General features: G+C 71.7%; 19 protein-coding genes. 9 read left to right on the top strand and 10 right to left on the bottom strand.

Going from position 1 to position 17,773, the window contains the following annotated elements; genetic code table 11:
* Positions 1-20: 20 nt before the first annotated feature.
* From QBL25_RS39595 to QBL25_RS39585, 3 genes are all read right to left on the bottom strand, one after another.
* Positions 21-1,157 (bottom strand): LCP family protein, encoded by a 1,137-nt coding sequence (locus tag QBL25_RS39595; protein ID WP_409061798.1) that lies wholly within the window; start codon positions 1,155-1,157, stop codon positions 21-23.
* 74 nt (positions 1,158-1,231) lie between these two features.
* A complete protein-coding gene (locus tag QBL25_RS39590; RefSeq protein WP_409061797.1) occupies positions 1,232-1,753 on the bottom strand; it encodes a transglycosylase SLT domain-containing protein in 522 nt (173 codons plus the stop codon).
* A gap of 512 nt (positions 1,754-2,265) precedes the next feature.
* Positions 2,266-3,006: an SDR family oxidoreductase gene (locus QBL25_RS39585; protein ID WP_409061796.1), complete on the bottom strand. Its 741-nt coding sequence runs from the start codon at positions 3,004-3,006 to the stop codon at positions 2,266-2,268.
* A gap of 105 nt (positions 3,007-3,111) precedes the next feature.
* Here QBL25_RS39585 and QBL25_RS39580 point away from each other — a divergent pair, with 105 nt between their 5' ends.
* Positions 3,112-3,600, top strand: coding sequence for an RrF2 family transcriptional regulator (locus tag QBL25_RS39580; RefSeq protein WP_409061795.1), 489 nt, complete (start codon positions 3,112-3,114; stop codon positions 3,598-3,600).
* A 95-nt stretch (positions 3,601-3,695) separates the two neighbouring features.
* Here the strand turns inward: QBL25_RS39580 and QBL25_RS39575 are convergent, their stop codons facing one another.
* Positions 3,696-4,898: a hypothetical protein gene (locus tag QBL25_RS39575; protein WP_409061794.1), complete on the bottom strand. Its 1,203-nt coding sequence runs from the start codon at positions 4,896-4,898 to the stop codon at positions 3,696-3,698.
* Between the two features lie 469 nt (positions 4,899-5,367).
* On the opposite strand from QBL25_RS39575, the gene QBL25_RS39570 reads away from it, so the two are divergent.
* The gene (locus QBL25_RS39570) at positions 5,368-5,997 is read left to right on the top strand and encodes a hypothetical protein (RefSeq protein ID WP_409061793.1); all 630 of its coding nucleotides are present in this window, start codon (positions 5,368-5,370) and stop codon (positions 5,995-5,997) included.
* A gap of 15 nt (positions 5,998-6,012) precedes the next feature.
* On the opposite strand, the gene QBL25_RS39565 is transcribed toward QBL25_RS39570, so the two are convergent.
* Together QBL25_RS39565 and QBL25_RS39560 are read right to left on the bottom strand one after the other, a co-directional pair.
* Entirely contained in the window at positions 6,013-6,555 is a 543-nt protein-coding gene (locus tag QBL25_RS39565; protein ID WP_409061792.1) for a DUF3291 domain-containing protein, read from the bottom strand.
* A 190-nt stretch (positions 6,556-6,745) separates the two neighbouring features.
* A complete protein-coding gene (locus QBL25_RS39560) occupies positions 6,746-7,180 on the bottom strand; it encodes an SRPBCC family protein (RefSeq protein ID WP_409061791.1) in 435 nt (144 codons plus the stop codon).
* Positions 7,181-7,352: 172 nt separating this feature from the next.
* Between QBL25_RS39560 and QBL25_RS39555 the strand changes: the two genes are divergently transcribed.
* The gene (locus tag QBL25_RS39555) at positions 7,353-7,802 is read left to right on the top strand and encodes a GNAT family N-acetyltransferase (protein WP_409061790.1); all 450 of its coding nucleotides are present in this window, start codon (positions 7,353-7,355) and stop codon (positions 7,800-7,802) included.
* 275 nt (positions 7,803-8,077) lie between these two features.
* A complete protein-coding gene (locus QBL25_RS39550; RefSeq protein WP_409062941.1) occupies positions 8,078-8,704 on the top strand; it encodes a GntR family transcriptional regulator in 627 nt (208 codons plus the stop codon).
* Positions 8,705-8,827: 123 nt separating this feature from the next.
* Here QBL25_RS39550 and QBL25_RS39545 read toward each other — a convergent pair whose 3' ends face one another.
* Together QBL25_RS39545 and QBL25_RS39540 are read right to left on the bottom strand one after the other, a co-directional pair.
* Entirely contained in the window at positions 8,828-9,631 is an 804-nt protein-coding gene (locus QBL25_RS39545; RefSeq protein WP_409061789.1) for a carbon-nitrogen hydrolase family protein, read from the bottom strand.
* Between the two features lie 67 nt (positions 9,632-9,698).
* The gene (locus QBL25_RS39540) at positions 9,699-11,063 is read right to left on the bottom strand and encodes an MFS transporter (RefSeq protein WP_409061788.1); all 1,365 of its coding nucleotides are present in this window, start codon (positions 11,061-11,063) and stop codon (positions 9,699-9,701) included.
* Positions 11,064-11,229: 166 nt separating this feature from the next.
* Between QBL25_RS39540 and QBL25_RS39535 the strand changes: the two genes are divergently transcribed.
* Positions 11,230-11,919, top strand: coding sequence for a DUF2848 domain-containing protein (locus tag QBL25_RS39535; protein ID WP_409061787.1), 690 nt, complete (start codon positions 11,230-11,232; stop codon positions 11,917-11,919).
* A 54-nt stretch (positions 11,920-11,973) separates the two neighbouring features.
* Here the strand turns inward: QBL25_RS39535 and QBL25_RS39530 are convergent, their stop codons facing one another.
* The gene (locus tag QBL25_RS39530; protein ID WP_409061786.1) at positions 11,974-13,728 is read right to left on the bottom strand and encodes an ankyrin repeat domain-containing protein; all 1,755 of its coding nucleotides are present in this window, start codon (positions 13,726-13,728) and stop codon (positions 11,974-11,976) included.
* A gap of 245 nt (positions 13,729-13,973) precedes the next feature.
* Between QBL25_RS39530 and QBL25_RS39525 the strand changes: the two genes are divergently transcribed.
* The 3 genes from QBL25_RS39525 to QBL25_RS39515 all read left to right on the top strand — a co-directional run bounded on the left by QBL25_RS39525 (position 13,974) and on the right by QBL25_RS39515 (position 15,693).
* Complete coding sequence (locus QBL25_RS39525) at positions 13,974-14,972, top strand: IS110 family transposase (protein ID WP_409061785.1); 999 nt, start codon at positions 13,974-13,976, stop codon at positions 14,970-14,972.
* Between the two features lie 105 nt (positions 14,973-15,077).
* Positions 15,078-15,188 (top strand): hypothetical protein, encoded by a 111-nt coding sequence (locus QBL25_RS39520; RefSeq protein ID WP_409061784.1) that lies wholly within the window; start codon positions 15,078-15,080, stop codon positions 15,186-15,188.
* Positions 15,189-15,309: 121 nt separating this feature from the next.
* A complete protein-coding gene (locus QBL25_RS39515; protein ID WP_409061783.1) occupies positions 15,310-15,693 on the top strand; it encodes a DoxX family protein in 384 nt (127 codons plus the stop codon).
* Positions 15,694-15,753: 60 nt separating this feature from the next.
* On the opposite strand, the gene QBL25_RS39510 is transcribed toward QBL25_RS39515, so the two are convergent.
* Complete coding sequence (locus QBL25_RS39510; protein WP_409061782.1) at positions 15,754-17,070, bottom strand: MFS transporter; 1,317 nt, start codon at positions 17,068-17,070, stop codon at positions 15,754-15,756.
* Positions 17,071-17,188: 118 nt separating this feature from the next.
* Here QBL25_RS39510 and QBL25_RS39505 point away from each other — a divergent pair, with 118 nt between their 5' ends.
* Positions 17,189-17,728, top strand: a complete 540-nt coding sequence (locus QBL25_RS39505) for a CGNR zinc finger domain-containing protein (protein ID WP_409061781.1) — start codon at positions 17,189-17,191, stop codon at positions 17,726-17,728.
* Positions 17,729-17,773: the final 45 nt, after the last annotated feature.

The following is a 17,773-nucleotide window of genomic DNA, read 5'->3' as shown; positions in this document are numbered from 1 at the left end:
TGGGCGGGACCGCGACCGGCTCAGGTACCCGCGGACACCGGGGAGTCGGTCCGCTCGCCCACCGAGTCCCGGGTGGCGGACTTCGGGATGGGCCGGTCGTGACGCAGGGCGTTCCACACCTGGTGGGAGGCCTTCTTCAGCGGCAGGACCCGTCCCGCGTCCTCGGAGTCGTAGGTGACCGGCATCGTGACCATGTTCGTGCGGTCGGGGCTGATGCCCTTCAGCTCCTTGGCCAGGCCCAGGAGCTTGTCCGCGGAGGCCAGCTCGGAGTCCGCGCTGATGGTCTTGGTCGCGGTGTCGGCCAGGTCGTAGGACTTGGCCGGGCTGCCCAGCGGGTCGACGGTGTCGGCGCGGTGGATCAGCGCCTTGATGAAGGCCTGCTGGAGCTGGATGCGGCCCAGGTCGCTCCCGTCACCGACGCCGTGGCGGGTGCGGACGAGTTCCAGTGCCTGCTTGCCCTTGAGCGTGTGCCGGCCCGCGCTCAGGGCGAGACCGCTGTTGGGGTCGTGGATCGCCTTGCGGGTGGTGATGTCCACGCCGCCGAGCTCGTCGATGAGCTTCTGGAATCCCTTGAAGTCGACCTCGAGGTAGTGGTCCATGCGGACACCCGACATCTTCTCGACCGTCTTGACGGTGCAGGCGGGCCCGCCGACCTGGTAGGAGGAGTTGAACATGGCCTGCTGCGCGCCGGCCGCGCTGCCGCCGCCCGGCTTGGCGCACCGGGGCCGCTCGACCATGGTGTCGCGCGGCACGCTGACGACCGACGCCTTCTTGTGCGTCTTGTCGACGTGCAGCACCATCGCCGTGTCGGCGCGGGCGCCGCTGATGCCGCTGCCGTAGTGGCCGTGGGTTCCCGCCCGGGAGTCGGACCCGAGCAGGAGGATGTTCATCGACCCGTCCTTCTGCTGGCTGGGCCGGTCTTTTCCGAGGGCGGCGTTCATGTCGGTGCCCCGGATGTTGCCGTTGAGGTGCTGCCAGGCGTAGGCGGCACCTCCTCCGCCGATCAGTACCGCTCCCAGCGCGCCCCAGGCGGCGTACCGCAGGGCCCGCTTCTTCGGCCTGCGCCGGGAGCCTCGCACCCGCGGCGGCCCGTAGCCGGGCACTGCGGGGCCTTCGGCCATGGGCGCCTGCTGCTCGTCGCCGTTCTCGTGCGGCATGCGCTGCCCTTCTCTTCGACCGGTGGCTCGGTGGGTCCGTCGACCCTGGTTCGGTGCGTTCGTCGGCCGGTGGCTCAGTAGGCGGAGTCGACGTTGTCGATCGAGCCGTACTTGTCGGCGGCGTAGTTCGCGGCGGCGGTGATGTTGGCGACCGGGTCGGTCAGGTTATGGGGGGTGCCCGCGACGTGGTAGGCGTCGAAGGTGGGCTGGATGACCTGGAGCAGACCCTTGGAGGGGGTGCCGTTCTGCGCGTTCACGTCCCAGCCGTTCTGGGCGTTCGGGTTACCGGCGGACTCCCGCATGATGTTGCGGTGCAGGCCCTCGTACGAGCCGGGGATGCCCTTGGACTTCATGATGTCCAGGGACTCGCGGATCCACCCGTCGAGGTTGTTCGCGTAGCCCTTGTCGCCCGCGGCGGCCTTGGTGACCTGCTTGCTGATCTGCTTGCTCGCGGCGGCCGGCTCGGCGGCCTGGGCCTGCGTGGGGACCAGCGTGAGGGCGGCGGCAGCGGCACCTGCGGTGGCGATACCGGCGACGGAGATCTTGCGCAGTCGGGTGGTGCGGCCGGGCTTGGTCTGCGTCTGAGTCGTGGCCATGCGGGGGTAACTCTCCTTGCGAAGGGTGTTGGGGGGCGTGGGCGAAGCGGGCGGTTTCGCCCGATGCGATCCGGTTGCCCCGGAACTTCAGCAAGGGTTAGCGGTGGCCGGAGCTGCGCGCAATGATGTGACGTACTACCCCGCTACGCAGGACGCCTCCGGTCGGACGCCGCGCAGGGGACGCAGGGCCCGCCGCGGCGGCCGGGAGGGTTCTACTACCGCCGTTAGCATGTGACGTGGCTCCTATGGGTGGGCTCACAGCCTGAGCGGTGTTTGGCAGGAACGCGGGGCGTGCACATGCCGTCGCCGGGGTGGCCGCTCCCGCCCGGCGCCGCCATCCGCCACCACGACGCACAGCCTTGGCGAACGTGCAGGTCAGAGACCCTTCTCGGCTCCTTCGACGCCGTACGACACCAGAAACGCCCCCTGCGGCTCGCGGTGGGGCGAGAGGGGGCGTCTCGATGGGGGCGGCCATGGGGGCCGGTGGTGATGGGCCCGCCGGCCGGGCCCGGCTAGCGGTGGGCGCCGAGCCAGTCCTCGTAGCGGGTGGGGGACACGCGCGCGTCGGGGCCCGCGACGAGCACGTCGCCTTCGACGGCCGCGAACATGCCCGCCTTCTCGTCGGTGACGACGGTGCGGGGGTCCTTGCGGGCGGCGAGCGTCAGGCGGCCGAGCTCGTCGAGGGGGAAGACGTCGGGTCCCGCGACATCGAGGGTGCCGTTGAGCGGTGCGGCCGTGGTGACGTCGGCGAGGGCCTTGACCACCTCGGCGGTCGCGATCGGCTGGACACGCGTGGAGGGCAGCCGCACGGTCTGGTCGTCGGCGGTCCAGGACAGGACCGCGTCCATGAACTCGAAGAACTGGGTGGCGCGCACGATCGAGTACGGGGTGGGCCCTTGCCGCAGCAGCTCTTCTTGGAGCGTCTTCGCGCGGTAGTAGTCCAGCTGCGGCACCTGGTCGACTCCGACGATGGAGAGGATGACCTGGTGGCGGACGCCCGCGCGCTCCCCCGCTGCCAGCAGGTGCCCCATGGAGGTGCGGAAGAAGTCCGGGGAGGCTTCGTCGAACGTGGGTGAGTTCGTCACGTTCACGACCGTGTCCGCGCCCTTGAGCGCCTCGTCGAGGCCCGCGCCGGTGAGCAGGTCGACCCCGGTCGACAGGGACGAGGCGACCACCTCGTGTCCGGTGTCGCGAAGCCGGGTGACGAGCTGAGAGCCGATCAGTCCGGTACCGCCGATGACCGTGATGTTCATGATCATGCCCTTCCGTGAGCCGAGCGCCCGCTCGACGCTAACTCGGATATCTAATGTCCGAGATAATACTCGGATACTCTGTGTCCGAGTCAACTGGGAGGGCGCATGAAACTGTCCGGCGGCGTGGAGTGGGCACTGCACTGCTGTGTGGTCCTGACCGCGGCAACCGAACCGGTCCCGGCCGCGCGCCTGGCGCAGCTGCACGACGTCTCGCCCAGCTATCTGGCCAAGCAGATGCAGGCTCTGTCCCGCGCCGACCTGGTGAAGTCCATCCAGGGAAAGACCGGCGGATACGTCCTGACCCGGACGGCCGCCGACATCACGGTCCTGGACGTCGTGCAGGCCGTCGACGGCGCGAGCCCGGCCTTCACGTGCACCGAGATCCGCCGGCGCGGCCCCTTCGGGACCCCGCCCGATGACTGCACCAAGCCGTGCCCCATCGCCCGCGCCATGGGGGCGGCCGATGCCGCCTGGCGGGCGTCCCTTCAGGCCGTCTCCATCGCCGACCTGGTCGGCTCGGTGCAGGACGACAGCGGTCCCGAGGCCCTGCCCGCCATCGGGACATGGCTCGACGCGGCGAACCCCGACAAGTGACATCCGACAAGTGAAAGAGGTGCCCACGCTCCCCGGCCTCCGCCGAGAAGCGCGCGCACCTCTTCACACCCGACCTGTCCACGACGCGCGTGACCTCAGAAGCGCGGGGTGGCCTTCCGGTTGGCGGCCGCCCGGAGCCCGGCGACCGTGAACGCCACGACCAGCAGCGAGGCCAGCGCGGCGATCACCGCTGAGAGGGTGGGCAGCGGCGCCGACACCCCCTCGGGCCGCAACACGTAGCCGAGCGTCGTGGAGTTGATCCGGTCGTCCACGAGGTGGGCCACGGTGAGTCCACCGGCGACCACCGTGCCCACCACGGCCACGACCGGCGACCCGCTCAGGAACAGCGCCGCCCCCGCGAGCGCGCAGATGACGGAGACGCTGAGCGCGGCGGAGAGCCCCAGGGCGGAAGCGTCCGACCAGTTCACCGGGAAGTGCGCCGCGGCACAGAGCAGGAGAAGGATGCCTGCCGCCCGCCGCAGCCACACCAGCGGCGCCTTGTTCTGCGCCTCCACGGCCTCGGCGTCCCGGGCGGCCTCCGCCGTCCGCGGGGCCTTCGTGCCCCGCGCGTCCTTCGGGTCCCGCGCGGCCTTCCGCTCTCGCGCGGCTTCGTCGTCCTCACCGGGTGAGGGGCTCACGTCCGCTTCGGACGAAGCAAGCGGCGCCGAGGGGGACTTGGCCGCGAGGTGGTCGGCTTCCTGCTGCTCCCTGAGGCTGCCGATCAGCTGCATCAGATCCTCGACGGACCGGGTCGTCCCCGCGGCGTGCACCGCCTCGGCGCTGCTGTGCCGGTCGTGCGGAGGGCGCGACAGCAGGTGGACGAGACGGCTCACCTCCGGGACGGGCCGTTCCTCGGCCGCGTGCCGGATCGCCTCGTCCATGTGCTCGGCGGGATGCTTCGGCGGGCCGAGCAGTTCCACCAGCCGGGTGACGTCGTCGACCGAGCGGGCCACGGCGGCGAGACGGAGCACGGAGGCGGCAGTTGTCACGCCGTCAGGTGACTGCTCCAAGAGGGTGACGAGGTCGACGACGTCGTCCAGGGGCCGGGACACCACCGCGACACGTATGAGCTCTTGCACGGCGTCTTCGTCGGGGCCGGGCGCCGGCTGCGCAGGGGGGGCCTGTCCGGTCTCGGGGGCCCCGTGCGGGTGCTCGTGCGGGGGCTCGTCGACGACGTGTGCGGCCGGCTCCGCCGGGACGTCCTCGGTGTCGTGGTCACGTGCCTGCGGGCGCGGGGCGGGCTGGTAGGAGGGTGGGGCGCCGAGCTGCGCGGTGCCCCAGTGAACCGACGTCGACACCAGAGGTTCGCCGGTCCCGGAAGTTTCCCCCGCGGCTGAGAATGACTCGGCCATTTTTGCTTCTCCATTTCAGCGGGGCGTCCTCGCCCCGCGCGTGATCGTGTCTCCGTTGTATGCACGCTTCTTTCGCCTCGCCACCGGAGAAGTCGCCGCGCGCGGTCCGCCGGTGCATGATCGATCACTTCGGGTTCCCTCCGGCAGGTGTGCGGGACCGCGTACGCCCCCCGACCGGGGCCACACTCCGGCGAACCGCCCCCCGGTCCCACCCCCGGCACCCCGTGGCCGCCGGGCGCGGGGCACCCGTGGGGCGTGCCCCGGGGACTTCCCCACGCACGGGAGCGGAACCCAACCCCTGGCGCGGGGTGCGCAGTTGGCCCCACCCGACTCATGGGACCTGCTCGTGAGCGTCCTGTGGAGGTCCGGCACCCGCCGCAGCCCTGCGGTGGACGGCCGTGGGTAAGATCATCGAATGAGCAATCGGGGGAGAACACTCAAGATCACGGCTGTACTGGTGCTGTCGGCGCTCACGCTGACCGGCTTCACGACAGGGCGCGGACACGGTGGCGGCAGCCGCCACGGCGGCGGTGGCGGAGGCGGAGGCGGCTGCAGCAGTTCGAGCCAGAACCACGACAGTTCGTCGTCCAGCAGTTCCGGCTCATCCGGGTCGTACGGATCCTCGGGGTCGACGACATCGGGTTCCCGCTACGACGACGATGACGACGACGCCTACGGCAGCAGCGGCGACGGAAGCAGCAGCACCGGCGGCGGCTCCTACCAACGGCGCCCGAACAGCAACTCCACCTCCTCCAGCTCCCCCGGTGGCGAGCAACTGGACGACGCCCGGGTCACGTTGGTGCGCTGCGCGAGCAAGGCGGCCCCGTACGCGACGGTGAAGGTCACGAACGGCAACAAGAAGACGGGGCGCTTCTGGGTGTCGGTCACCTTCAAGGACGCGGACGGCATCACCGTCATCGAGGAGAGCGAAGAGGTCAAGGTGACCGGGAAGGGCAAGAAGACCACCCGCATCGAGATCGGCGGCGAGGGCCTGGCCGACTCGGTCGCCCGCTGTGAGGTCGACCCCCAAGCCCTGCCCGTGTGACGCACCGGTCCGGCCTCACCCTTCGGGCCGACGACTGACGCTGGTCGGAGTCCCCTTCGACGTGAACGGGTCGTGGAAGGTGAAGGCGTGCGGCGCGGAGGCGTGGTCGCGCAGGTGTTCCAGCCTGGAAACCCCCTCCCGCCAGGTGGGTATCACGCCGTCGCGGACCCACCAGAACACGTAGTTCGGGTGCCCTGTCCTCTCGAACCAGTCGTAGCGCCGGTTGAGCGCCTCTCGGTGCAGGCCGGTGTAGACGGCGTCGAAGGCAGGGCGCAGGCCGGTCCACAGCGACAGGGTCGTGGCCAGGGCGGTGGTTTCCGCCGTACGGCCCTTGTCGTACCAGGCGGGTACGGCGAACTCTCCCCATGCACCCCAGTCCGCGTCGAAGAGCACACCCTGGTCACCGCCGGCCGCCTCAGCACGACCGAGGTACCCGGGGTGCTCACTGATCTTCCGGTAGACGGACTCACCCCGCTCGTAGAACTCGCGCGTGAGCGGTGTGGGGTCGGCGAGAGGTGTCTTCAGGACGCCGAAGGTGTACAGCGCGAGCTGGGGCATGCGTCTCCCTGGTGGCAGGTGCGGGGCGTGCACCGGTGCGGTGGCGGACCAGGAGAAGTTAACTGCCTCGGCGAGCGCTGTCGAAGTTGCGTTTTCCCCGCTCAAGTGGCTTTGCGTACCGGCCATTTCGGGGTTTTGGCCGGGCGGGCCGACAGCCCACCGAAGGCCGGCACCCCGTGGCCGAGATGGCTTACGAAGACCTCTCCACGATGTCGGCGAGGCGGGCGAGCATGCTGCGGTGACGGAGCTGAAGGAAGGCGTCGAGTGCCGCGTTGTGCAGCGCCGCTCCGGGGCCGCGCAGCGGGTGTTCGTCGACGACGACCAACGTGTGCCGGCCCCAGGGCCGTACCTCGACGGCGATGCGGGCGGTGCCGAGCCTTCCGCTGTCCGCCTCCAGCTCGATCCGCCGGGGCGGATCGACGTCCCGCACCGTGGTCTTGCCGGTCCCGGTCCAGGGGCCCAGGCGGACCGCGTACTCGATCGAGGAACCCAGCTCGGGCCAGTCGCTGCCGGCCTCTCGGGACGAGTCCGGACCCACCACCCAGTCGCCGTACCGGGACCCGTCGGCCAACACGGCCCAGACGTCCGCGGGTGGCCTCCTGATCAACCGGTGACGCACTGCCATAGCGGCTCCCTGCTCTGTGTGGGGGGATGCTCTGAGCCGACGCGACCAGCCTAGGACGGTCCGCTGCCCGCCGCCTTCCCGCCGCGAGGCGGGCCCCCTACCGGGGCGGCCGCTGCCCCTCGGCGTCGCCGTGAGTCGGGCGCGCGGCCGAGGAGATCGGTAGCCTCCGGTCATGCCCGAGAAGACTTTCGTCCCCGCCGGCTTCATCCCTCCTCCACGTCTTGCCGCCCCGGGGTTCCGCCTGGAGCCGCTCGGCCCACGACACAACGACGCCGATCACGCCGCCTGGATGGCGAGCATCGACCACATCCGTGCCACCCCCGGCTTCCAGGACCGGAGTTGGCCACCCCCCGCGGGCATGAGCCTCGCCGAGAACCTGCGCGACCTGGAAAGCCACGCGGACGACTTCGACCAGCGCACCGGCTTCACCTACACCGTCCTCGACGACGGCGGCGAGGTCGTCGGCTGCGTCTACATCTATCCGTCCGGCTCGGACGCGGACGTGACGGAGGTCCGCTCGTGGGTGAGCGCGGAACGCGCCGGTCTGGACGGTCCGCTGCACCGGGCAGTGGCGGCCTGGCTGGCGTCGGAGTGGCCGTTCGGGGAGGTTCGCTACCGATAGGAAACGACCGGGGGCCGGCCGCGTGCGCCCCGCGTGGGCGAGCTCCCCTCTCCTCCGGCGGGACGCACTCCCTCGACGGCCACCCAGGGGTGCGGGAGCCCCCCTGTTCGGGACGGTGACCGGAGGGTCCTCGGTGCCCTCTCGTGCGGCGCGTTCCCTGCCTCGACGGACTGAACCTCCCCTGGGGGCACCAGTTGTGGCCGCGCTCCGGGCCCGGGCGGGGAACCACGTGGTAACTTCCGTATACAAGCTGTATGCGATCTTTGGGGGCAGTGGTGGCGTCGGGTCGGGAGAAGGCGTACGCGTACCTCAAGGAGACGGTCCTGACGGACCCCGCGATGCAGGGCGAGTTCCTCTCGGAGCAGGACATCGCCGACCGCATCGGCGTCTCGCGCACCCCGATCCGCGAGGCCCTGCTCCTGCTGGCCGCCGAGGACCTGGTCGAGCTGGTGCCCAAGCGCGGTGCGCGGGTCGCGCCGCTGTCGGGGCGTGAGATCACCGAGCTGATGCAGCTGCGCGGGATCGTGGAGCGCTACGCGGCGGAGCACGTCATCGGCACGGGCCGGGCCCCGGTCGGCGAGCTCACCGCCTGCCTGGACCGGCAGCGCACGCTGAGCGGCCCCGACCAGGCCAAGGAGTTCATCGACGTGGACCACCTCTTCCACTCGTCCCTCGTGTCGGCCGTGGGCAACACCCTGCTCGACCGGCATTACGACGGGCTGCGCAGCCGCCAGGTGCGGGCCGGTGTCGTGGCCCTCTACAACCAGCAGGGCCGTCAAGAAGCGGTGCTCGACGAGCATCGGGCGATCGTGGACGCTCTCGCGGCGGGCGACGCGCAGGCGGCCTGTGCCGCGATCGACAGCCACTTGGAGTCGACGCTGAAGGTGCTGCTGGCCGGATAGGCCGGCACGCCGGTGGGCTTCGCCAGCCGGTGACCGGCCGGGGCGGAGGGCTCCGGCAGAGCCTTCCGCCCCGATTGGCCGGGAGGGACGCGCGGGGCCTTGCGCTACGGACGGCCCGGTGGCTCAGCGGTGCTCCCCCAGCCGCCGGTTGGCCAGCACCGGGATGTTCTTGCGGACCGCCATGACCTCGTCGGCGTCCACCTCGACCACCGTGAGTTCGGGCTCGGCGCCCAGGCGTCCGCGTACGGTTCCGTCGGGGCCGACGAGCATGCTGTGTCCGATCCCGGTGGGTGCCGTGCCCCCGGCCGCGGCACCACCGGCGGCCGGATCCGCCTGGTCGACGGCCGCGATCCACAGCGTGGCGTCCAGGGCGCGGGCCCGCACCAGCAGCTCCCACTGGTCGAGCTTGCCGGGACCGGCACCCCAGGACGCCGCCAGGAGCGTCGCGGTGGCCCCCGCGTCGGCGTGGGCCCGGAACAGCTCCGGGAAGCGCACGTCGTAGCACGTGGCCAGGCCCAGGCGTACGCCGTCCACGTCGATGGTGACCACCCGCGACCCGGCGGCCACGGTGTCGGACTCGGCGAAGCCGAACGCGTCGTAGAGGTGGATCTTGTCGTACGTGGCGTCGACGCCGCGCCCCGTGGCCAGCAGCGTGTTGGCCACCCGGCCGCCGGGGGCCGGGGTGAACATGCCCGCCACGACCGTGACGCCCGCCCTCTCGGCGAGGGCGCGGACCGCGGTGGCCCAGGGGCCGTCCAGGGGTTCGGCCAGCGGCGCCAGCGGGGTGCCGAAGCAGGCCATCGACGCCTCGGGGAACACGACGACGTCCGCGCCGGCGTCCGCCGCGCGTGCGGTCCATTCCTCGATGAGGGCGAGGTTCTTGCCGGGCTCGGGTCCGGTGGTGAGCTGGCTCAGGGCGATGCGCACGGTGGCCGCCTTTCGGAGTCGGAGGCAGTGAGGTGGGTCGGGGTGGGGTGGAGTGGTCGGGGCGCGGTCAGGAGACGCGGACCGCGGGGTCGGGCTCCGGCGTGGTGGCGCCGGCGAGTTGTTCGTCCTCCTTCTCGGCGTGGGCCGCGTCCCTGCCCAGGCCGAGGCCGACGAGGGTGACGGCCGCCGCGACGGCGAGGTAGAGCGCGAGCGGCACCCAGCTGCCGTACGCACCGAGCAGGGCGGTGAACAGCAGCGGGGCGACCGCTCCACCGATCAGGCCGGCGAGGGTGTAGGCGAGCGAGGAGCCGGTGTAGCGCAGGCGGGGCGAGAACTGCTCGGCGACGAAGGCCGCTTGCGGACCGTACATGAAGGAGTGCAGGGCCAGGGCCACCACGACGCCGACCACCAGCAGGATCCAGCTGCTGCCGTCGACCACGAGGAAGAACACGAAGGGCCACACTCCCGCGGCGAGGGCGGAACAGCCGTACAGCAGGCGCCGGTTGACCCGGTCGGACAGCGCGCCGGCCAGCGGGATGAGGAAGATCTGGAGGAAGGAGCCGAGCAGGACCGCGGTCAGGGCGGAGCCGCGGGTCATGCCCAGTTCGTCGGTGGCGTAGGTCAGGACGAACACGGTGAACATCGCGTACAGCACGTCGGGGGCGACCCGGCTGAGGATCGCGGCGCACAGGGCGCGGGGCTGGGTGGTGAAGACTTCCCGGATCGGTGCCTGGGGCCGGGATTCCTCGGCCTCCATGGCTTTGAAGACGGGCGTCTCCTCCAGCTTCGCCCTGATCCACAGGCCGAAGCCGACCAGGACGCCCGACAGGAGGAAGGCCACGCGCCAGCCCCAGGAGAGGAACTGTTCCTCGCTGAGCAGCACGCCCAGGGCGGCCAGTACGCCGTTGGCCAGGAGGTTTCCGGCAGGCGGTCCGATCTGGGCGGCGGAGGCGTAGAAGCCGCGGCGGCGCGGGTCGCCGAACTCGCTGGAGAGCAGGACCGCGCCACCCCATTCCCCGCCCACGCCGACGCCCTGCGCGAACCGCAGCAGGACCAGGGCGATGGGGGCGGTGACGCCCGCGGTGCCGTAGGTGGGCAGGACGCCGATGAGGAAGGTGGCCGCGCCGATGAGGACCAGGGTGGCGATCAGGACCTTCTTGCGGCCGATCACGTCGCCGAGGCGGCCGAAGACGAAGCCGCCGAGGGGGCGGGAGACGTACCCGACGGCGTAGGTGGAGAACGCCAGGAGGGTGCCGGTGAGGGGGTCCTCCGAGGGGAAGAAGAGATCTCCGAAGACGAGGGCCGCCGCGGCGGAGTAGACCGCGAAGTCGTACCACTCCAGCGCGGTCCCGGTGAGGCTGGCGAAGAAGGCCCGGCGGATGCCGGTGCGGCCCGGCGGGGCGGCCGCCGGGCCCTGAGGGGTGTGCTGCATGCTTCCCGGTCCTTGCGTCGAGGGCGTCGAGGGGACATCGACCTTCCGGCATACTTCTTGTATACAGGTCGTATGCGCAACCCCCGCGCCGGAAGTTGACCGTGTCGAGACCCGCGCCCGGCCGCCTGCCCGCAGGCATGCCCGGACCCGCCCTTTGGAGTGCCCCATGACCGTGCTGACCTTCGAACTCCCCGACGGCTCCACCCGTGACGTCGACGTCGTGCAGGTGCTCAATGCCGGATACGCCGGGCGCCGGCAGGCCGACGTCGCCGCGCACGTCGCCGAGCTCGCCCGGCTCGGGGTACCCGCGCCGTCGGTGACCCCGGCCCTGTACCCCGTCTCCCCCTACCTGGCCCAGCAGACGGAGCGCGTCGCCGCCCCGCACGCGCGCACGTCGGGCGAGGCCGAGTGGGCGCTGGTCGTCGCGGACGGCGGCGAGCTGCTCCTGACGGCGGCCTGCGACCACACCGACCGCGATCTGGAGGTGCACGGGGTGGCCTGGAGCAAGAACGCGGCGCCTGACGTCCTTGCCCGGCAGGCCTGGCTCCTGTCCGACGTCGAGGCGCGCATCGACCAACTGACGCTGCGCGCCTGGGTCACCCGCGCCGACGGCCAAGAGAGCGAGATCCAGCACGGCACGCTCGCCGAGCTCCTCACCCCCGGCTACTGGACCGGCGTGCTGCGCGAGCGCGGCGGCCTGACCCCCGGCACGGTCCTGATCTCGGGCACCATCCCCATGGCCGAGGACGTGGACCAGTTCGCCGAGGGCTGGCGCGTGGAGCTGGGCGACCCCGTCACCGGCAACACGATCGAACTCGCCTACCGGGTGATCCCCCTCCCGGTTCCCATCGGCTGACCACCACACCGACGGGCGCCCGCACCCTCCCGGGCGCCCGTCGACGGGGGCTCCTCAGCGCTGAAGCCGGGCCGGCAACTGCGCCCAGCGGCGCGGATGGCGGCGGTTCACCGCGTCCTGGGCGTCCCGGATGCGCAGCCCGGCCGCCGCACCGGCGTAGGCGAGGATGTTGGCGTCGTGCGGAAACGCGCGCCGTCGCTGCCAGAAGCGAAAGTGCCAGTAGGCGGGCGGATCCGAGGCGTCCGGCGGCAGACCGATCTCCTCGCGCGAGGTGATGTCACCGTCCTGGGCCAGCGTGCCGAACGTGCCGCCCTTGGGGTTGAAGTAGAGGCCGTACGCGGCGGTGCCCGCCGATATCGCCCGCAGCACGGCGTCGTCGCTCGGCATGAAGCCCTCCTGCGTGATCAGGCAGCCGCCGGGGGCGCCGGACACACCGCTCACCCCCACGTGGCGGAGGGATTCGTCGAGGGACTCGATGTCGAAGGGGGCGTGCTCGACGTCCGCCGTCGGGCACCGCGCCGGGTCGGCGCCCAAGCGCAGCAGCACCTCTTCCTCGCTCAGCCCCCGCACGAAACACAGGCCGAGCCCCTCGGTCCACAGCTCGCGCTCGCCGCACGCCGCGATGAGCGCGTCCGCCTCCCGGAAGGCGGCGGCTTCCGCGGCGGGCAGCTCCACCGCGCCGGGAAGATCCGCGACGAGAGGCGCGAGCGGTGTGGTCAGCAGCAACCGCCCCGGTGACCACGGTCCCGTCTGGGGTGTCCAGGCATCGGCCCCGGCCTCGATCAGGGCACGGACGGTGCCTTCGTCCACGGAGCAGGCGGCGTGCCACAAGGGCGTGTGGTCGTCGTCGTCCCGCGGGTCGGCCTCCGCGCCATGGGCCAGCAGGGCGGCTGCCGCCTCCGCCGCGCCGTGCTCCGCCGCCAGGTGCAGCGGGGCCGCCCCCGGCCATCCCACGCGGGCGTCGGGCGGGGCGCCGCCTTGGAGCCGGGCCCGGATCACCTCGGCGTTCCCCCAGTCCCCGTAGGCCATCTGCTCCCAGTCGGGCCGCGGCAGATAGCGCTGCCGCTCCTTCTCCTGGCGGCGCAGTTCCGCACGCTGACGTTTCGTCAGGGGCCGGGCCAGGAAGCTGGGTGGTCCGCTCGTCGTGAAGGTCGCGAAGGAGTCCGGCTGCTCCGCCGGATCCGGCGGCTCGAGGCCCGGCCACACTTCGAGTACGCGCGCCGACGCGGCACGCAACGCGGCGGTGTCGATCGCGGTGCGCGTCTCGCCGATTCCCTCGTCCGGCCATTCGACGACCAGTTGGGCCTCACCGGGCGGAGGCAGCTCCGCCAGATACAGGTCGACGTCGGTCTTGAAGAGGGAGCGACGGGACTGGTGCAGGCCGACCTCCAGCGGGATCAGGCCGACCGCCTGCTGGTGCATCACCGTGCTCTGCCGGCCGTCCGGCCCCGTCCGTTCCACGGCGCGGTCCACCGCGGCGTCCAAGGAGGTCACCCGGCGGCCGTCGCCGAACGACAGACCGAACCTGAGTCCGGACTGCTGCCCTCCCTCGGCGCTGGACCAGTGCACCTTGCGGAAGACGGACAGGTGCAGGGTGGCCGCGTCCGGCCACAGGGACCACCCCTTCAGCACCACCCGCGCATACGTCCCGGCGCCGGCCACCTCCAGCTGCGGATGCAGCACCGGTGCGAACCAGTCGACGGGCGGCGCATGACGCGCGTCGTCGCTTCCCGGCGGGCCGAGTCGGACCAACGGCGTTCGCTGCGCGGGTGGTTGCTCCGGTGACACCAGATCGTCGAAGAATCCCATGCCGTGATCGTGACAGGGGGGTCTGACATTGATGCTGATACTCAGGTTCCGGCGGCCGTGGCTCGGGGTCTGACTGACGCCCTGCTGGGCTGTCCTTGTGTTGTGCTGTCCGGCCGCCGGAGCCTGTTCTCATGGCTCCGGCCGGGCGGAACATGACCTGATAGGAGCTTGGCCAGAAGCCCCTTCAATGTCCTGTCTGCGCCACCCGGCCGGTGCCCACCTCCGGTTGGGAAGGCGCCATCAGCATGACATCAGAGGTCGTGGAAGACACCGCGGACCAGGACGTGTTCGGCGGGGTCGACTCCCACGCCGACACCATCCACGTCGCTGTCATCAGTGATAACGGTGGCTACCTCGCCGACGCCGAGTTCGCCACCACCGCTGCCGGATACGCCGCGGCCCTGGCCTTTGTGAACGCCCACGGCCGTGTGAGCGCGATCGGCGTCGAAGGCACCGCCTCCTACGGCGCCGGCTTCACCCGCGCCGCCCGCTCACACGGGCACCCGGTCATCGAGGTCAACCGGCCCGACCGGGCCGAACGGCGCCGCAGCGGCAAGTCCGACCCCATCGACGCCTACGCCGCCGCCCGCGCCGCGCTGTCCGGACGTGCCTCCAGCGCTCCCAAGGACGACACCGTCGCCGGCATACGCGCCCTGCACAACGCCGCCCGCTCCGCAGTCAAGGCCCGCACCGCCGCCCTGAACCAGATCACCAACCTCCTCGTCACCGCACCCGGAGCCATCCGCGCCAGATACGCGCAGCTCAAAGGGACAGACCGCACGGATGCCCTGGCCCGGCTGCGGCCGACCGGGGACGCGGTGCACAGCGCGGTCCTCGCCGCGCTGAAGAGCCTTGCCCGACGCGTCAAGGAGCTGACCGCGGAACACGAAGCCCTGACACGGGCCCTGGACAGCGAGGTCAGCGCACACAACCCCGGTCTGCGAGCCGCCTATGGCGTCGGCCCCGATACCGCGGCGCAGCTGCTGGTCACCGCCGGAGGAAATCCCGAACGCATGCGGTCCGAGGCATCCTTCGCTGCCCTGTGCGGCGTCGCCCCGGTCCCCGCCTCCAGTGGCAGAACGAACCGGCACCGCCTGTCCCGGGGCGGGGACCGGGATGCCAACGCCGCTCTCTACCGCATCGCCCTCGTCCGCATGTCCAGCGACGCCAGAACCCGCGCTTACACGGCACGGCAGACCGCAGTCGGCCGGACGAAGAAGGAGATCATCCGGCTCTTGAAATGAGCCATCGCCCGGGAGATCTTCCGCTGCCTCACCACTACCGTCACCGTCCCCGCCATCGCCGACCTACGGCCCCTACGGCAAGCCAGGAACATCACCCTCACAGCCGTGGCCCAGCACTTCGGGGTCTGGCCCACCACCATCTCGAGACTTGAACGAGGCCTCAGCCGAGACGACGACCTTGCTCATGCCTACCGCGACTGGATCCAGACCGCTTGACAGCAATAGGAGCTTCATCGCCTGCGCGCCGCTGTCACAAACCCGGTCGCTGTCTCGTCTCGGAGGTGGAAGCCCACCGGCAGGTGGGGGAACGTCGTCGAGCAGCTGGAGTGTGACCCCCATGAACTTCGCACTGTGGATCGGTGCCGGGCTCCTGGCCGCCGTGGCCCTGGGCGGCGGGATCATCAAGATGTGTGTGCCCAAGGAGAAGCTGGCCGCGGGGCCCGGCGGGGGTTGGACCCAGAGTGCTTCCGTCGGCTTCGTCAAGGGTCTCGGCGTCCTTGAGGTCCTGGCCGCGCTGGGTCTGCTGCTGCCCGCCCTGGTCGACGTCGCGCCCGTGCTGGTGCCGGTGACGGCCGTGTGCTGGGTTCTGCTGATGGTGGGGGCGATGGTCACCCATGTCCGGCTCGGTGAGGCCAAGTTCGTGAGTCTGAACCTGATCTATCTCGCGCTCGCCGTCTTCATCGCGTGGGGGCGCTTCGGTCCCGCATCCTTTGCCGGCTGATTCGGCGGCCGAGGTTGGCTCTCACGCCCCCCGTCGCCCCGTCATGGTTTCAGCACGCGGCTATGCGGCCGTGACGGGGGCCAGGGCCGACCTGGTGACGTTCTTGAGGAACAGCACCGGCGTGGCCGCCGTGGCCAGCGCGAAGATTCCGAAGGCCAGCCGCATTCCGCCCAGTTCGGCCAGCAGGCCGACCAGGGCCGCGCCCAGCGGCATGGCGCCGAAGTTGAAGAGCCGGGCCGCGGCGCCGTAACGGCCGAGCATCCCGTCCGGGACCATGCGCTGGGTGATGGTGCGGGCGTTGACCGTCCACAGCGTGCCGCCCATGCCGCCGAGGAAGGCACCTGCCGCCACCGCCCAGATGTCGGTGGTCAGGGCGGGCAGCGCCACCATCGCGGTGGTGCCGATCAGGTCGGCGAACATCGCCCGGCGCGCGCCCAGCACCCGGTTCACCCGGCCCACGGCCACCGTCCCGGCCAGGCCCCCGATCCCCAGGGCGCTGAACAAGATGCCGTACTGCTGCGGGCCGAGCTCCATGGCTTCCTTGGCGTAGAGCGGCATGAGGGCGAGCCAGGCGCCCCAGACCGCGGCGAGCACGGCCACGACCAGGGACAGCGTGCGCAGCAGCCGGTCGCGCCACAGGAAGCGCAGGCCCTCGGCGATGCGGCCGTTGACCGAGACGGGGGCAGCGCCCGGGGCGGGCGCCTCGGCCCGGAAGCGGCCCACCAGCAGGAGCAGGGCGAGAGCGGCGAGCGCGTACGTGGCGCCGGTCAGCCCCAGCGCGAGCCCCGTCCCGGCGGCCATCAGCAGCCCGCCGACGAACGGCCCGGCGAACTCCTGCCCCACCGTCTCGGCCCCCACCATCCAGGTGTTGGCCCGCCCCCGCCCGGCCTCCGGCACCGCTGCCGGGACCAGCGCGGATCCGGAGGTCGCGGCCAGTACGTCGGCCACGCCCAGGACCGCTCCCGCGGCGATGAGCCGGCCGAGCGTGAGGCCACCGGTGGCGGTGGAGACGGTGAGCCAGCCCATCGCGGCCAGCCGCATGGCGCTCGCGCCCATGAGCAGCCACCGGCGGTCGAAGCGGTCGACCAGCACGCCTATGTGCAGGGCGATGAGCAGCCAGGGCAGGGTGAGGGTCAGCGAGACGGCGGTGACCTGCGCGGGAGAGCCGGTGAGCTGAGCGGCGAGCAGGGGAAGGGCCATTTTCATCACGCCGTCGGCGAGGTTGGTCGCGGCGGTGAAACCGACCAGGACGACGGTGTTGCGACGGCCGGGGTCGCGCGGGGAGCGCGGGGGGCGGTCCCGCGCAGCCGCCGTACCGGAGTTCTCGGCGGCGTCCGTCCGCCCGGAGCTTGTCGTGGCCACCGCAACCATACCCATCCCCTAACCACCTAACGCTTTAGCCGGTGAGACCACTCTGCCGCACGCACCGGACCGTCCGCAACCGGCAAAACGCTTAGGCGGTAGAGTGGTGGGAACCCGCGGGAGGTGACGCACCATGCTGGAACCGCCGGCCTCGGCCGTCCTGGTCGAGGCGTTCGCCAACACGGTCGACGTCGAAGAGGGCAGCGACGAGATCGCCACCCCGGCCGGACTGTCCGGCTGGCTGCGCGAGCGCGACCTGTTGGACGCGCCCGGCGAGATCGCCGCCGACGTCCATGCGCGCTACGTGGCCCTCCGGGCGGGCATCCGCGAAGAGCTCGGGTCCCACGTCGGCGACACCCCCGACCCGCGGCTGCTCGCCGGAGCCGACCGGGTCCTGGCCGAACACCCGGTGCTGATCACGACGCGCGGACTTCTGACGCCCACGGCCGAGCTGCCCCCGGACCGCGGCCCGCTGACCGTGCTGGCGATCGCGTGGAGCGAACTGGTCACGACCGGGGACGCCGTGCGGCTCAAGCGGTGCGCGGAGCACACCTGCGGCTGGGTGTTCTGGGACGTGTCGAAGAACCGCAGCCGCCGCTGGTGCTCGATGAAGGTGTGCGGGAACCGCAACAAGTCCCGGTCCTACGCCTCCCGGCAGCGCCAGACCACCTGACGCGGCGGCCCGAGAACAACCGCCCGCCGGCGGCACTCCCGACCC

It is taken from the genome of Streptomyces sp. SYP-A7185, from assembly GCF_046103685.1.
Classification (GTDB): Bacteria; Actinomycetota; Actinomycetes; order Streptomycetales; family Streptomycetaceae; genus Streptomyces.
This window is presented reverse-complemented; position numbering and strand designations above follow the sequence as displayed.

Coding starts and splice junctions, on each gene's coding strand:
- QBL25_RS39510 (WP_409061782.1), bottom strand. CDS start 17,070: ATGGGTATGGTTGCGGTGGCCACGACAAGCTCCGGGCGGACGGACGCC.
- QBL25_RS39560 (WP_409061791.1), bottom strand. CDS start 7,180: ATGGCAGTGCGTCACCGGTTGATCAGGAGGCCACCCGCGGACGTCTGG.
- QBL25_RS39515 (WP_409061783.1), top strand. CDS start 15,310: ATGAACTTCGCACTGTGGATCGGTGCCGGGCTCCTGGCCGCCGTGGCC.
- QBL25_RS39590 (WP_409061797.1), bottom strand. CDS start 1,753: ATGGCCACGACTCAGACGCAGACCAAGCCCGGCCGCACCACCCGACTG.
- QBL25_RS39585 (WP_409061796.1), bottom strand. CDS start 3,006: ATGAACATCACGGTCATCGGCGGTACCGGACTGATCGGCTCTCAGCTC.
- QBL25_RS39540 (WP_409061788.1), bottom strand. CDS start 11,063: ATGCAGCACACCCCTCAGGGCCCGGCGGCCGCCCCGCCGGGCCGCACC.
- QBL25_RS39595 (WP_409061798.1), bottom strand. CDS start 1,157: ATGCCGCACGAGAACGGCGACGAGCAGCAGGCGCCCATGGCCGAAGGC.
- QBL25_RS39535 (WP_409061787.1), top strand. CDS start 11,230: ATGACCGTGCTGACCTTCGAACTCCCCGACGGCTCCACCCGTGACGTC.
- QBL25_RS39565 (WP_409061792.1), bottom strand. CDS start 6,555: ATGCCCCAGCTCGCGCTGTACACCTTCGGCGTCCTGAAGACACCTCTC.
- QBL25_RS39505 (WP_409061781.1), top strand. CDS start 17,189: ATGCTGGAACCGCCGGCCTCGGCCGTCCTGGTCGAGGCGTTCGCCAAC.
- QBL25_RS39570 (WP_409061793.1), top strand. CDS start 5,368: ATGAGCAATCGGGGGAGAACACTCAAGATCACGGCTGTACTGGTGCTG.
- QBL25_RS39525 (WP_409061785.1), top strand. CDS start 13,974: ATGACATCAGAGGTCGTGGAAGACACCGCGGACCAGGACGTGTTCGGC.
- QBL25_RS39580 (WP_409061795.1), top strand. CDS start 3,112: ATGAAACTGTCCGGCGGCGTGGAGTGGGCACTGCACTGCTGTGTGGTC.
- QBL25_RS39530 (WP_409061786.1), bottom strand. CDS start 13,728: ATGGGATTCTTCGACGATCTGGTGTCACCGGAGCAACCACCCGCGCAG.
- QBL25_RS39555 (WP_409061790.1), top strand. CDS start 7,353: ATGCCCGAGAAGACTTTCGTCCCCGCCGGCTTCATCCCTCCTCCACGT.